This is a genomic window from Streptococcus sp. F0441, assembly GCF_000314775.2.
Taxonomy (GTDB): domain Bacteria; phylum Bacillota; class Bacilli; order Lactobacillales; family Streptococcaceae; genus Streptococcus.
In genome coordinates this window covers 73,325-87,685 of record NZ_KB373321.1, presented here as the reverse complement: position 1 = coordinate 87,685, position 14,361 = coordinate 73,325, and the positions used below count along the sequence as shown (strand labels likewise).

The 14,361-nt window shown below is 43.1% G+C and carries 11 protein-coding genes; 9 read left to right on the top strand and 2 right to left on the bottom strand.

Annotated features, from left to right (window positions below):
* Window positions 1–50: 50 nt before the first annotated feature.
* Window positions 51–4,082, bottom strand: coding sequence for an LPXTG-anchored beta-N-acetylhexosaminidase StrH (strH, locus tag HMPREF9188_RS00405; protein WP_009729524.1), 4,032 nt, complete (start codon window positions 4,080–4,082; stop codon window positions 51–53).
* Between the two features lie 294 nt (window positions 4,083–4,376).
* Entirely contained in the window at window positions 4,377–5,093 is a 717-nt protein-coding gene (locus HMPREF9188_RS00400) for a GntR family transcriptional regulator (RefSeq protein WP_001007186.1), read from the bottom strand.
* A 323-nt stretch (window positions 5,094–5,416) separates the two neighbouring features.
* Between HMPREF9188_RS00400 and HMPREF9188_RS00395 the strand changes: the two genes are divergently transcribed.
* The 9 genes from HMPREF9188_RS00395 (at window position 5,417) to HMPREF9188_RS00355 (ending at window position 14,250) form a co-directional block, all read left to right on the top strand.
* Window positions 5,417–7,204, top strand: coding sequence for a glycoside hydrolase family 35 protein (locus tag HMPREF9188_RS00395; RefSeq protein ID WP_009729523.1), 1,788 nt, complete (start codon window positions 5,417–5,419; stop codon window positions 7,202–7,204).
* Window positions 7,201–7,677: a PTS sugar transporter subunit IIB gene (locus HMPREF9188_RS00390; RefSeq protein WP_000156962.1), complete on the top strand. Its 477-nt coding sequence runs from the start codon at window positions 7,201–7,203 to the stop codon at window positions 7,675–7,677. Before HMPREF9188_RS00395 ends, HMPREF9188_RS00390 begins: the two co-directional genes overlap by 4 nt.
* 26 nt (window positions 7,678–7,703) lie before the next feature.
* A complete protein-coding gene (locus HMPREF9188_RS00385) occupies window positions 7,704–8,609 on the top strand; it encodes a PTS mannose/fructose/sorbose/N-acetylgalactosamine transporter subunit IIC (RefSeq protein WP_009729522.1) in 906 nt (301 codons plus the stop codon).
* Window positions 8,596–9,417: a PTS system mannose/fructose/sorbose family transporter subunit IID gene (locus tag HMPREF9188_RS00380; protein ID WP_000185293.1), complete on the top strand. Its 822-nt coding sequence runs from the start codon at window positions 8,596–8,598 to the stop codon at window positions 9,415–9,417. The genes HMPREF9188_RS00385 and HMPREF9188_RS00380 overlap by 14 nt, the downstream gene beginning before the upstream one ends.
* A 3-nt stretch (window positions 9,418–9,420) precedes the next feature.
* On the top strand, window positions 9,421–9,825 hold the full coding sequence (locus HMPREF9188_RS00375) for a PTS sugar transporter subunit IIA (protein WP_000167445.1): 405 nt from the start codon (window positions 9,421–9,423) through the stop codon (window positions 9,823–9,825).
* 104 nt (window positions 9,826–9,929) lie between these two features.
* The gene (locus tag HMPREF9188_RS00370; protein ID WP_000936007.1) at window positions 9,930–11,096 is read left to right on the top strand and encodes an SIS domain-containing protein; all 1,167 of its coding nucleotides are present in this window, start codon (window positions 9,930–9,932) and stop codon (window positions 11,094–11,096) included.
* A 10-nt stretch (window positions 11,097–11,106) separates the two neighbouring features.
* Window positions 11,107–12,102: a tagatose-bisphosphate aldolase gene (gene lacD / locus HMPREF9188_RS00365; RefSeq protein WP_008289247.1), complete on the top strand. Its 996-nt coding sequence runs from the start codon at window positions 11,107–11,109 to the stop codon at window positions 12,100–12,102.
* A 145-nt stretch (window positions 12,103–12,247) separates the two neighbouring features.
* Window positions 12,248–13,285, top strand: coding sequence for an aldose epimerase family protein (locus tag HMPREF9188_RS00360; protein WP_009729521.1), 1,038 nt, complete (start codon window positions 12,248–12,250; stop codon window positions 13,283–13,285).
* Between the two features lie 110 nt (window positions 13,286–13,395).
* Window positions 13,396–14,250, top strand: a complete 855-nt coding sequence (locus HMPREF9188_RS00355; RefSeq protein WP_009729520.1) for a VOC family protein — start codon at window positions 13,396–13,398, stop codon at window positions 14,248–14,250.
* The last annotated feature ends 111 nt before the right edge of the window (window positions 14,251–14,361 follow it).

Below are 14,361 nucleotides of genomic sequence, written 5' to 3'. Positions count from 1 at the left end.
AATAAAAAAGCGAGATTCAATCTCGCTTTTTCTATTCTTGTTGAAGAGGTTTAGTCTTCTTTTCTCTTAGTCAGTCCGTAGGCTGCTAGAGTCGCCATGAGTCCTGCTGCGACCAAGGCTGCAGAGTCTTGACTTCCTGTTGCAGGGAGTTGTTTTTCATCTGCTTTGGCAGTAGTTGGTGCAGTTTGCTCAGCTTTCTCAACGGCAGTGCCGACTTCAACAACTTGAGTGACCGCTTCCTGTGTTACCACGCTATTGACAAGCGTTCTTTCTTCCTTGCCGTCAGCAGTGGTGCTGACAGAGTAGAAAATCGTACGGCGACCATTTACTCCGGAAACGACTACTTGACTTTGTCCTTTTGGTAATTGCGGATTTTCACGTGTCACGGTAGTGAATGGAATCTCTTCCTCTTGGATGTCCAGTCTTGGTTTTGCCTCTGCGGCTGGGGCAAGACCGTGTTCATCCCCTACATGGGTAACAAGGGTTCCGACTTCAATGACTTGTGTCACTGCTTCTTGCGTTACAAGGCTATCGACAAGAGTCTTCACTTCCTTGCCGTCAGCAGTAGTGCTGACAGAGTAGAAAATCGTACGGCGACCATTTACTCCGGAAACGACGACTTGACTTTGTCCTTTTGGTAATTGAGGATTTTCACGTGTTACGGTAGTGAATGGAATCTCTTCTTCTTGGATATCCAGTCTCGGTTTCGCTTCGGCAGCTGGAGCAAGGCCACTTTCATCCCCTTTGTGGGTAATAGGGGCACCGATTTCAACCACTTGGGTCACAGGTTCTTTGGTTACTTGGCTATCTAGAACGGTTTCTGTTTGTTTACCATTTTCAGTAAGGACAGAGATGTAATGAGTGCGTTCGCCATCTACACCTGGTGTGACAATCTTTTCTTGCTTAGCTGGGAGGTTCGGATTTTCCTTCTTGATAACTTCAAATGGAATCTTTTCTGCTCTTGTGATGAGTTCCGGTTTGGTTTCAACATTGGCAGCTAGTTCATTTTCATCGAGGCTTCCTGAGTGAGTTGTTGCTGGTTTGAGGCCTAGGCGGGCTGCTTTGAGTTTAGCTACAAGAGCGTCTAACTCGGCTTGTTTGCTGCGATTGAGGTTGTAGTTGAGAGCCTCTTTAGCTGCATTTAGAGCATCGAGACTTTCTTTGCTGTATCCTTCCAAGTTAGTAGGGATTTGAGCAAGCTCCTCACGGAGAGCATTGTAGTCAGCGCGGAAGTAGTCTTTGTTGTGATCTGCGAAGGCAGTCATGAGTTCAAAAATTTCTTCTTCCTTGTACTCAGCGCTTGGTCTATCTGCCCAGATGGCAAGCATGCTTCCAACTGTTGGAAGGTCTACCTCAGGATATTTGGTAGATGCAAGCTGGTTAAATGGTGTTTTTTTAGTGTTTTCAATTGCTTTTTTGAGGAAACCGCCACCATCTTCAGGTTTTTGCCCGAGAATGTAGTACCAGTCTCCGTTAGTATTAAGGAATTTATAGCCTTTACTTGCAAGGTACTGAGGAGATGCAAGGTTGTAGCCCCACCATCCTTTAGACCAGTAAGAGATGATGACATCCTTATCAAACTCAACATCATCCTTGTCCTCGTAGTAGAAACCATCGTTGAAGGCCATTGGTTGAAGGCCTCTTTCTTTAGCCATAGCAGCAAGGGTGTTAGAGTACTCAGCAAACTTGCCATAGAGTCCATACCATTTGAGGTAGTACCAGCCTTGGGCGTTGGTAGCATCATTGGCATATTCGTCTGTACCGTAGTTGAAGATCTTCGTTTTGCCTGCAAAGAAGTCCATGTACTTACCGATAAGGGCTTTGACAAAGTTCATCGCTTCTTCGTTTTCGAGGTCCATGGTTGTTTTGGAGACTTTATCAAAATTAGCTTGAGGGTTTGCGATGCCTAATTTTTCCATAGCAACGAGCATGGCATCCATGTGACCTGGGCTGTTGATCGCTGGGATGAGTCCGATACCTTTTGATTTTGCGTACTCGATCAATTCAGTGATTTCAGCTTGACTAAGAGTGGTTCCGTTTGGATCATCGTAGTAGGCTTTTGTTCCTTCGATGATGGCCTTTTTGACATCGTCACTTGCATAAGTTTTTCCGTTAGCTGTGATGGTCATGTCATCAAGGAGGAAGCGAAGTCCATCATTTCCTAGGAGAAGATGCACATCAGAGTAGCCGAGTTCGCTCGCCTTGTCTACGATGCGTTTGAGTTGGTCGAGTGTGAAGTACTTACGTCCGGCATCGATAGAGATTACCTTGTTCTTGGCAAGCTTTTCAACTTCGCGTTTCGCGTCTTCTTCTTTTTGAGCTTCTGGTGTGAAGGTCAAATTGCTTACAGCTTCTTGGAGTTTTGCGATTGCTTGGTCGATGGTGTCTTGTTGGGCACGGCTGAGGTTGCTATCAAGTGAGCGAATGGCTTTTTCAGCTTCTTTTACAGCTGCGACACTTTCTGCAGTGTAGCGGTTAAGGTCTGTTGGGACTTCTTTCAGGGCTTGCTCAGCAGACTCATAGTCAGCTGCGAAGTATTCAGCATTGGCATTTGCGAAGCTGCGCATGAGTTTGAAGAGGCGTGATGGTGAATAGCGTGCAGATGGGGTGTCCGCCCAAGCAGCTACCATACCCCCGATGAATGGGATAGTAGCCCCATCAGATTTTGGTACAGAAGTGATTGGAGTGTTCTTGATACCATTGAGTCCTTGGTCCAGGTTGTACCAGCCTTGGCCGTCGGCATTTCGTCCGAGAACATAGTACCAAGCATCGTTGGTATTAAGAATTTGGTGACCTTTTTCAACTAGAAGTTTAGAAGAAGCGACGTCGTATCCGCCCCATCCACCAGTCCACATAGAAACGATGATATCTTTGTCAAAAGTACCAAAGCTTGTATCGCTATTGTAGTAGATTCCATCGTTGAAGGCCATTGGTTTGAGACCGTGAGATTTAACGATTCGAGCAAGGTCGTTTGCGTAGGCGATGAATTTATCATAACCCTTGTCAGGGAATCCATCTTCTGGATACCATTTATAGGCCTGAAGAACGCTCCAGCCTTTGGCATCTGTAGCATCATTGGCGTACTCGTCTAGTCCGATATTGAAAATATCAGTTTTTCCAGCAAAGTATGCAGCATACTTGTCGATCAGGGCTTTGGTAAACTCAACAGCTTCTTTGTTATCCAGGTCAACGGTACGAGCAGATTCCTTACCAAAGTAGTTGAAGTTCGGTTTTTGGATGCCTAGTTCTTTCATTGCATGCAAAATCGCATCCATGTGACCGGGGCTGTTTACAGTTGGGATGAGACCAATGCCTTTGTTTTTAGCGTAGTTAATCAAGTCCGTCATCTGACTCTCTGTCAAATGGTTGCCGTTTGGATCCTTGTAGTAGGCATCAGTTCCATTTTCGAGTGCACGTTTGACATCGTCGCTTGCATAGGTTTTACCATTGGCTTTGATCGTCATATCGTCTAGCATGAAACGCATGCCATCATTTCCAACTAGTAGATGAAGATCAGTATAACCGTAGTGTTTGGCTTTGTCGATGATTTCTTTGAGTTGATCTGGAGAAAAGTACTTGCGTCCAGCATCAATTGAGATCATTTTTCTTTTAGCCAGTTTTTCATTTACCTGAGGTGCTCGTTCCGTACTAGGAGTGGCTACTGCAGGTGTGACGGCTTCATTTTTCTTTTCTGAAGGAGTACTTTCTGCAGGAGTTTCAGCTGGGGCAGTGCTTTCTTTCTCGGCAGTAGGAGTTGGACTAGCATTTTCTGTCACAACTGGTGCGCTTGACTCTTCTGTTTTTGGAGCAACTGTTCGAGGAGCCTCCTGGTCTTCTTTGACCTCCTCTTTTACAGGCTCGTCAGTCTTTTCTTCTAGTTTTTCTGGAACCTTGGAGTCTACAGCTTCCTTGACTGCTTGTGGACTCTCCTGAATAGTTTGGACAGTTTCTTCAGCTGTTGGAGCTGGAGTAATCCCGTCAGCAGATACGACTTGTGCGCTAAAAGCAAATCCTATCAGTACAGAAGCTGCCCCAACCGCGTATTTACGAATGGAGAAGCGCTGTTTCTTTTCTAGTTTCATGACAAAACCTCCTTGTTATTATCATATATGATAGCGTTTACATAAAACCGATTTTATTTTATTATCTAAGGAGTAAAATGTCAAGTGGGTTTATATAAGAACTATAATAAATAGAAGAAATCATAAGATTTAGAAGAAAATTATTTCTAGAAATGAGAAAGAGAAAGCCAATATTTAACTTGTTTTTAGTAAAAACGCTACTAATTAAATAAGAGTCCTCCATAGCGTTCTCACAACTTCTTTCTCGTGCTATAATGAATATAGAAAAAGCCTGAGCTAGGCTCAAGCTTTTTCTTAATGACCTCGATTACATGAGAGGAATTTAATTTTGTAGTAGTCTGCTCGCTTATACGTTTCACTATAGGCGAGGACTTGGCCAGTAGCCTCAAGTTTAGTAGTCTTCGTTTGGAAGACTGTTGGAAATTGCGTATCGATTCCAAGTACAGAAGCAACATGCTCTGGTGTTGGAAATGCGATTTCATTGATTTCCTCAAAATGTTCATCGTTCATGTGAATGCGGTAATCCAATTTGAAACGTTTATAGATAGAACTATAATAGTCAAGATTTGGATAGTTGGCATTGATGTATTGTTCAGGAATATAGGATGTGTGGTAGATGTAAGTTACGCCATTTGTTTGACGGGTACGTTCAATTTTGTAGTAGAACTGATCTCCACGTAATCCAAGTTTCTCTAGGTACTCAAGCTTGTTTCCGCGCTCGATAGAAAGGACAGTAACTTTATCATCTTTTGTTTCAAAGATTTCGACATCTGAAAATTCAACGAGTTTGTGCTTGCGGGCACGTGAAACGAAAGTCCCTTTCCCTTGTTGGCGGACAATATAGCCGTCTTTTGCAAGGTCATTCAAAGCACGCACAACAGTGATTGAACTAACATCATACATCGCGATCAATTCTGCTTCTGTATAAAATTTATCTCCACTTGCAAATTGACCAGAGATGATTTTGTTTTTTAATTCATCTTTAATATATTGGTATTTAGGAATAGCCATAAATTTCACCTCGATTCTCTTTCTCCAACCTTGATTTTACCACAAATACAGACAAAATAGTAGTATTTAGGTAAAAAAAAATTAAAATAATAGACTAAAAATGTTATGTTACATGTAAAAAATTCCATTTTATAACCTTGTGAATTATCATACATTAAAATATCGCTTTCATGCTATTTTTAGATAATTTTGGTAAATAGTAAGTAAAAAAATAGAAAAATTTTAAAGAATTTTCTAAAACCTATTGACAAATGCAAAATATTTGATTATATTTAATATTATAATAAATGAAAGCGCAAACTTAATTCGTCAGAGGTGGTAACATGACAAGATTTAAAATTGAGGACGATTTCTATTTAGATGGGAAACCGTTCAAGATTTTGTCTGGCGCCATTCATTATTTTAGGATTCCAGCAGAGGATTGGTATCATTCTCTCTATAACTTAAAGGCGCTTGGCTTTAATACGGTCGAGACCTATGTGGCTTGGAATTTACATGAACCCGTTGAAGGGGAATTTGATTTTGAAGGTGCCAGAAATTTGGAGAGATTTCTTCAAATAGCACAAGATTTGGGTCTCTATGCCATTGTACGCCCGTCTCCATTTATCTGTGCGGAATGGGAATTTGGTGGCTTGCCGGCTTGGCTCTTGACCAAGGACATGCGAATCCGCTCGTCCGACCCGGCCTACATCGAGGCAGTTGCTCGCTATTATGACCAATTATTGCCAAGGCTTGTGCCTCGCTTGTTGGATAATGGTGGAAACATTCTTATGATGCAAGTCGAAAATGAATATGGTTCTTATGGAGAAGATAAGTCTTATCTACGAGCAATTCGGAAATTGATGGAAGAGCGAGGGATTGATTGCCCACTCTTTACTTCAGATGGCCCATGGAGGGCTACTCTGAAAGCCGGGACCTTGATCGAAGATGATCTCTTTGTGACAGGGAACTTCGGTTCTAAGGCTCCTTACAACTTTTCACAAATGCAAGAATTCTTTGATGAGCATGGCAAGAAATGGCCTCTCATGTGTATGGAATTCTGGGATGGTTGGTTCAACCGTTGGAAAGAACCCATCATCACACGCGATCCAAAAGAGTTGGCGGAAGCTGTTCGAGAGGTATTGGAGCAAGGCTCTATCAACCTTTACATGTTCCATGGTGGGACAAACTTTGGTTTCATGAATGGTTGCTCAGCTCGAGGAACTCTGGATTTACCACAAGTCACATCATACGACTATGATGCCCTTCTCGATGAAGAAGGAAATCCAACGGCTAAATACCTAGCAGTCAAGAAGATGATGGCAACACACTTCCCAGAGTATCCACAGTTAGAACCACTCTATAAGGAAAGCATGGAGATAGAGGCAGTTCCATTGACCGAAAAAGTTTCCCTGTTTGAAACCCTGGATAGTCTCTCTAGTCCAACTGAAAGCCTCTATCCAAAGGCGATGGAAGAACTTGGTCAAAGCTATGGCTACCTTCTCTACCGCACTGAGGCAAGTTGGGATGCAGAAGAGGAACGCCTCCGTATCATCGATGGACGTGACCGAGCTCAACTCTTTGTAGATGGTCAATGGATTGCTACTCAATACCAGACAGAGATTGGTGAGGACATCTACTGTCAGGGAAACCGAGAAGGCTGTTCAGAGATTGATATCCTGATCGAAAATATGGGGCGTGTCAACTATGGACACAAGTTCTTAGCAGATACGCAACATAAAGGAATTCGTACAGGTGTCTGCAAGGATCTACATTTCTTACTGAATTGGAAACAATATCCACTTCCACTGGATAATCCTGAGAAAATTGATTTTTCAAAAGGATGGACAGAAGGACAACCAGCCTTTTACGCTTTCGACTTTACTGTTGAAGAGCCGAAGGATACCTACTTAGACTTGTCTGAGTTTGGTAAGGGAGTTGCCTTTGTCAATGGGCGTCACCTAGGGCGTTTCTGGAATGTCGGCCCGACCCTCTCACTTTATATCCCTCATAGCTATCTCAAGGAAGCTGCTAACCGCATCATCATCTTTGAAACTGAAGGCGAATATAAAGAAGAGATTCATTTAACTCGTAAACCTACACTAAAACACATAAAGGGGGAAAACTTATGACAATTGTAGGATGCCGTATCGATGGACGTTTGATCCACGGTCAAGTAGCCAATCTTTGGGCTGGAAAACTAAATGTTTCACGCATTATGGTTGTAGACGACGAAGTTGTTAACAACGATATTGAAAAGAGTGGTTTGAAACTTGCGACACCACCAGGTGTGAAACTCAGTATCTTGCCAGTTGAGAAAGCAGCAGCAAATATCCTTGCTGGTAAATACGATAGCCAACGTCTCTTTATCGTTGCACGTAAACCAGACCGTTTCCTTGGTTTGGTCGAAGCAGGTGTTCCGCTTGAAACACTCAACGTTGGCAATATGTCTCAAACACCAGAAACTCGCCCTATCACACGTTCTATCAACGTAGTAGACAAGGATGTGGAAGATTTCCACAAACTAGCAGAAAAAGGTGTGAAACTCACTGCTCAAATGGTTCCAAATGATCCAGTTTCAGACTTTTTGAGCTTATTAAAATAGGAAAAAATTTTTAGGAGGTCATTGTTATGATACAATGGTGGCAAATTTTACTTCTCACTTTGTACTCAGCTTATCAAATCTGTGATGAGTTGACAATCGTTTCATCTGCAGGTTCCCCTGTATTCGCTGGTTTTATTACTGGTTTGATCATGGGAGATGTGACAACTGGTTTGTTTATCGGTGGTAGCTTGCAGTTGTTCGTTCTCGGGGTTGGTACCTTCGGTGGTGCTTCTCGGATCGACGCAACTTCTGGTGCGGTTCTTGCAACAGCATTCTCTATCTCTCAAGGTATTGATACAGATCTTGCGATCACAACAATCGCTGTACCAGTAGCAGCACTTTTGACATACTTCGACGTTCTTGGACGTATGACAACTACTTTCTTTGCACACCGTATTGATGCTGCGATCGAACGCTTTGACTACAAAGGTATCGAACGCAACTACCTACTTGGTGCAGTGCCTTGGGCTCTTTCTCGTGCCCTTCCAGTATTCTTCGCTCTTGCTTTTGGTGGTGCTTTCGTACAATCAGTAGTAGACCTTGTTAAAGAATACCAATGGGTTGCAGACGGTTTGACGCTTGCAGGTCGTATGCTTCCAGGACTTGGATTCGCTATCTTACTTCGTTACCTTCCAGTTAAACGTAACCTTCACTACCTTGCAATGGGATTTGGTTTGACAGCTATGTTGACTGTTCTTTACTCATATGTAACAGGTCTTGGTGGAGTTGTTGCGGGTATCCTTGGTACTCTTCCTGCTGATGTTGCTGAAAAGATTGGCTTTGCTAATAACTTCAAAGGTTTGTCTATGATCGGTGTTTCTATCGTAGGTATCTTCCTTGCAGTTGTTCACTTTAAGAACAGCCAAAAAGTAGCTGTAGCAGCACCTTCTACACCATCAGAAAGTGGGGAAATCGAAGATGACGAATTCTAATTACAAACTTACAAAAGAAGATTTTAATCAAATCAACAAACGTAGCTTGTTTACTTTCCAATTAGGTTGGAACTACGAACGTATGCAAGCTTCTGGTTACCTTTACATGATCTTACCTCAATTGCGTAAAATGTATGGGGATGGAACTCCTGAATTGAAAGAAATGATGAAAGTTCATACTCAATTCTTCAATACTTCACCATTCTTCCACACAATTATCGCTGGTTTTGACCTTGCTATGGAAGAAAAAGATGGCGTTGGTTCAAAAGATGCGGTTAACGGTATCAAGACAGGTTTGATGGGACCATTCGCTCCTCTTGGAGATACTATCTTTGGTTCACTTGTACCTGCTATCATGGGATCTATCGCTGCAACAATGGCTATTGCTGGTCAACCTTGGGGTATCTTCCTTTGGATTGCAGTTGCAGTAGCGTATGACATCTTCCGTTGGAAACAGTTGGAATTTGCATACAAAGAAGGGGTTAACCTTATCAACAACATGCAAAGTACTTTGACAGCTTTGATTGAAGCTGCATCTGTACTTGGTGTATTCATGATGGGTGCTCTTGTAGCAACAATGATCAACTTTGAAATTTCATACAAATTACCAATCGGTGAAAAGATGATTGACTTCCAAGACATCTTGAACTCAATCTTCCCACGTTTGCTTCCAGCAATCTTCACTGCATTTATCTTCTGGTTGCTTGGTAAGAAAGGTATGAACTCTACAAAAGCTATCGGTATCATTATCGTGCTTGCCTTGGCTCTTTCTGCCTTTGGTAAATTTGCACTTGGAATGGGCGCATAATTTATGACTAAATCATTGATTTTAGTGAGCCACGGTCGTTTCTGTGAAGAACTTAAAGGTAGCACAGAGATGATTATGGGACCACAAGACAACATTCATGCGGTTGCTCTTCTTCCAGAAGATGGACCAGAAGAATTTACTGCAAAATTTGAAGCTGCTGTTGAAGGATTGGATGATTTCCTAGTCTTTGCGGATCTTCTTGGCGGAACTCCATGTAACGTGGTGAGCCGTCTGATTATGGAAGGTCGTGACATTGAACTGTATGCAGGAATGAACCTTCCGATGGTCATTGAATTTATCAATGCAAGCCTAACTGGAATGGATGCGGACTATAAGAGTCGTGCTTCAGAAAGCATTGTGAAAGTTAATGATTTATTGGCAAGCTTCGACGACGATGAAGATGAATAAGATGTGACTTAGAGCATCTTATATAGAATATACATGGGAATGGGAGTCACTCCCATTCCCATATTTTCAATAGGAATGAAACGACAATAGATTAGAGGAACTCTATGCTAAATTACACAAAAGAAGAATTACTTGAACTGGGTGCAGAAATCACGACTCGTGAAATCTACCAACAGCCTGATGTATGGAAAGAGGCTTTTGAAGCCTATCAAGCAAAACGTGAAGAAATTGCAGCCTTCCTACAAGGGATCGCTGATAAGCATGACTATATCAAGGTCATCTTGACGGGTGCTGGTACTTCTGCTTATGTGGGAGATACCTTGGTACCATACTTTAAGGAAGTCTATGATGAACGCAAATGGAATTTCAATGCCATTGCGACAACTGATATTGTTGCCAATCCAGAAACCTATCTGAAAAAAGATGTGGCGACTGTCCTTGTTTCCTTTGCTCGTAGTGGGAATTCACCTGAAAGTGTGGCGACGGTTGATTTGGCCAAAGCCTTGGTTGATGACCTCTATCAAGTGACCATTACATGTGCTGCAGATGGTAAATTGGCTCTTCAAGCTCATGGCGATGAGCGCAATCTTTTACTCTTGCAACCAGCTGCTTCCAATGACGCTGGATTTGCCATGACTTCTAGCTTTACGTCCATGATGCTAACAGCTCTCTTGGTTTTTGATCCTACAGAATTTGCTGTGAAAGCTGAACGTTTTGAAGTTGTGTCTAGCCTTGCGCGTAAAGTTCTAGAAAATGCAGCAGATGTTAAAGAACTGGTTGACCTCGACTTTAACCGTGTTATCTACCTAGGCGCTGGTCCTTTCTTTGGACTTGCTCATGAAGCTCAGCTCAAGATTTTGGAATTAACTGCTGGTCAAGTGGCGACCATGTATGAAAGCCCAGTTGGCTTCCGTCACGGTCCAAAATCATTGATCAATGAAGATACAGTTGTTTTGATCTTTGGCACAACGTCAGACTACACTCGCAAGTACGACTTGGACTTAGTTCGTGAAGTGGCTGGTGATCAGATTGCTCGTCGTGTTGTGCTCTTGAGTGATCAAGCCTTTGGTCTTGAAAATGTCAAAGAAGTGGCCCTTGGTTGTGGCGGTGTCTTGAACGATATTTACCGTGTCTTCCCTTACATCGTTTATGCCCAACTCTTTGCCCTTTTGACTTCGCTCAAGGTAAAAAACAAACCAGATACACCGTCTCCTACAGGTACAGTAAACCGTGTGGTACAAGGTGTTATCATTCATGACTATCAAAAATAAGGAAGTATCTATGAGTAAATTACAATTAAGTCCCAATAAAGTAGCTTGCTTGCAAAAACTCTCTGACGAGAATGGAATCATCTCAGCTCTTGCCTTTGACCAACGTGGTGCTTTGAAACGCCTTATGGCCCAATACCAAACAGAAGAGCCAACAGTGGCTCAAATGGAAGAACTCAAAGTCTTGGTAGCAGATGAATTAACAAAATACGCATCCTCTATGCTTCTTGACCCAGAGTATGGACTTCCAGCTACAAAAGCGCTTGCTCCAAATGCTGGTCTTCTCCTTGCTTATGAGAAAACAGGTTATGACACAACAAGCACCAAACGCTTGCCTGACTGCTTGGATGTTTGGTCTGCCAAACGCATCAAGGAACAAGGTGCAGATGCTGTCAAATTCTTGCTTTACTACGATGTAGACAGCTCTGACGAACTCAACCAAGAAAAACAAGCCTACATCGAACGTATCGGCTCTGAGTGTGTGGCGGAAGATATTCCATTCTTCCTTGAAATCTTGGCTTACGACGAAAAAATCGCTGACGCAGGTTCTGCAGAATACGCTAAAGTCAAACCACACAAGGTTATCGGTGCCATGAAGGTCTTCTCAGACCCACGTTTCAACATCGATGTCTTGAAAGTTGAAGTTCCAGTTAACGTCAAATACGTTGAAGGCTTTGGCGATGGTGAAATCGTGCATACACGCGAAGAAGCGGCAGCTTTCTTCAAAGCACAAGACGAAGCTACTAACTTGCCATACATCTACTTGAGCGCAGGTGTATCAGCCAAACTCTTCCAAGAAACACTTGTCTTTGCTCACGAATCAGGCGCAAACTTCAACGGTGTTCTTTGCGGCCGTGCAACCTGGGCTGGATCAGTTGAAGCCTACATCAAAGACGGTGAAGCAGCAGCTCGTGAATGGCTACGCACAACTGGATTTGAGAACATTGACGAACTCAACAAGGTTCTTCAAACAACAGCGACTTCATGGAAAGAACGTGTGGAAGCATAAAACAAGTATAGAAGAATCCCTTTTTGTTAAGAAAATACTTAAGGTTTTGTGACAAAGGATTCTGAAAATAAAACTACAACCATAGATGGTGCATACACTCTCTATGGTTTGTTTACTTAAGAGAAATGGATCAAAGGAGAGAAGAATGAAAGCATACACAGAGCGTGTATTTGGAAATCATGAGGGTAAGGATGTCTTGGCCTATCGCTTTGAGACTGACAGTGGCTACCAACTAGAAATCATGACTTATGGTGCTACCATCTTGCGCTATGTCACACCTGACAAGGCTGGAAACTTTGCCAATGTGATCTTGGGCTTTGATGATTTTGATAGCTATGTAGGCAATAGTCCCAAGCATGGAGCAAGTGTAGGTCCTGTAGCGGGCCGTATTGCAGGTGCGACATTTGAACTCAATGGCCAGACCTATAATCTTGAAGTCAACAATGCCAGCAACTGTAACCACAGTGGTTCAACAGGTTGGGATTCAAGCTTGTTTGAATTAACTGAGGTGAGCGACCATGGCTTGACCCTCTACACAGAGCGTACAGATGGGACAGGAGGATTTCCTGGTAATCTCAAGATCTGGATCAGCTACCACTTGGAAGAAACTGGCGCCTACGAAGTCAGCTATAAGGTGACGACAGATCAGGATACGCTTGTCAATCCAACCAACCACAGCTACTTCAACTTGTCTGGTGATTTCACGCAGACAGTTGACCGCCATGTCTTCCAGCTAAATACGGAGGGCATTTACCCAATTGCTCCGGACGGTGTTCCGGATAAGACTCCAGATGCTAATCGTGATGTGGTTAAACACATCTACAATGGAGCTTTGTTGAAGGACATCTTTGCAGAGGAAGATGAACAAATCCAGTTGGTATCTGGTTTGGATCACCCATTTGCCCTTCCTGCAGGCCATGACAATGCTGGTTTCCTTTATGACCAAAACTCAGGTCGTTTCCTGCTGTTCAAGACAGAGGCCCCTTGCTTTGTGGTCTACACAGCAAACTTTGTGGATGAGAGTGTCATCATCGGAGGCCAGCCAATGGTACAACACAATGGGATTGCCCTTGAAGCGCAAGCTTTACCAGATGCCATTCACAGTGACCTCAAAGACCAAGTCATTCTTAAAGCAGGGCAAATCTTTACCAGCAAAACTCGCTACGAGCTTGTTGTAAAATAAAAAGAAGAGCTGGTTTCCAGCTCTTTTGAGTTGTCTTCGTTGACATTTTATTTCAATAGTGTATAATTGATGTAATTGATAAAGTTACAACAAACAAAAGGAGACACCCTATGACTTATGCATACCAAAGCCACATTTACCTAGCAGAGGCTGTTTTAAATGTCAAGGATTTAACGAGTCAAACGGCTTTTTATCAGCAGATTATTGGCTTGGAGATTTTATCCCAAACAGAGACAGAAGCGATTTTGGGACTTGGTCGAAAAGCCTTGGTTCACTTGATTCAGGCAGAAAAGACTGGCGAAGTAAGGGAACATTATGGGCTCTACCATCTGGCGATTTTGTTGCCGACACGAAAAGCCTTGGCAGATGTCTTGAAACACCTAAGTGATTTGCGGATTCCTCTGGTCGGGGGTGCAGATCATGGATACAGTGAGGCTATTTATCTAGAGGATTTGGAAGGAAATGGCATTGAACTCTACCGTGATAAGCCAGTTTCGTCATGGGATATTCGAGAAGACGGCCGCATTATCGGTGTGACCGAAGCCCTTGCGGCACAGGACATCTATGAGTTAGGAGAAAAGGTGGATCCCTTTATCCTAGCTGAAGGGACGAGAATGGGGCATATCCATCTATCGGTGAAGGATAGTCGTGCGGCGAGCCAGTTTTATCAAAAGGTGTTAGGACTAGAAGATAAATTTAGCATTCCTAGTGCTAGTTGGATAGCGGCTGGTCAGTACCATCACCACCTGGCTGTCAACGAATGGGCTGGAAAAGGGTTGGCTCCGCGTGAGCAAGGCTTGTCAGGCTTGGCCTACTACGTCCTTGAGGTCGAAAGCAAGGAAGAACTCTTAGCTATCGTTCAGCAAGCACAAGAGCTAGAGGCACAGATCAAATGGCTACATTCGAGTGAGGTGGATCTTGTAGACCCAGATGGGATTGTGACTCGCATTCGCTTGGCACGATGAAACGAGGAAAACACATTATTTATTTTAGAGACATAGGAAAAGGCGGACAAGCTCGCATTCTGTTTTTAGAATGCGGACTTGTTCGCTTTTTATGAAATGATAAAGGGTAAA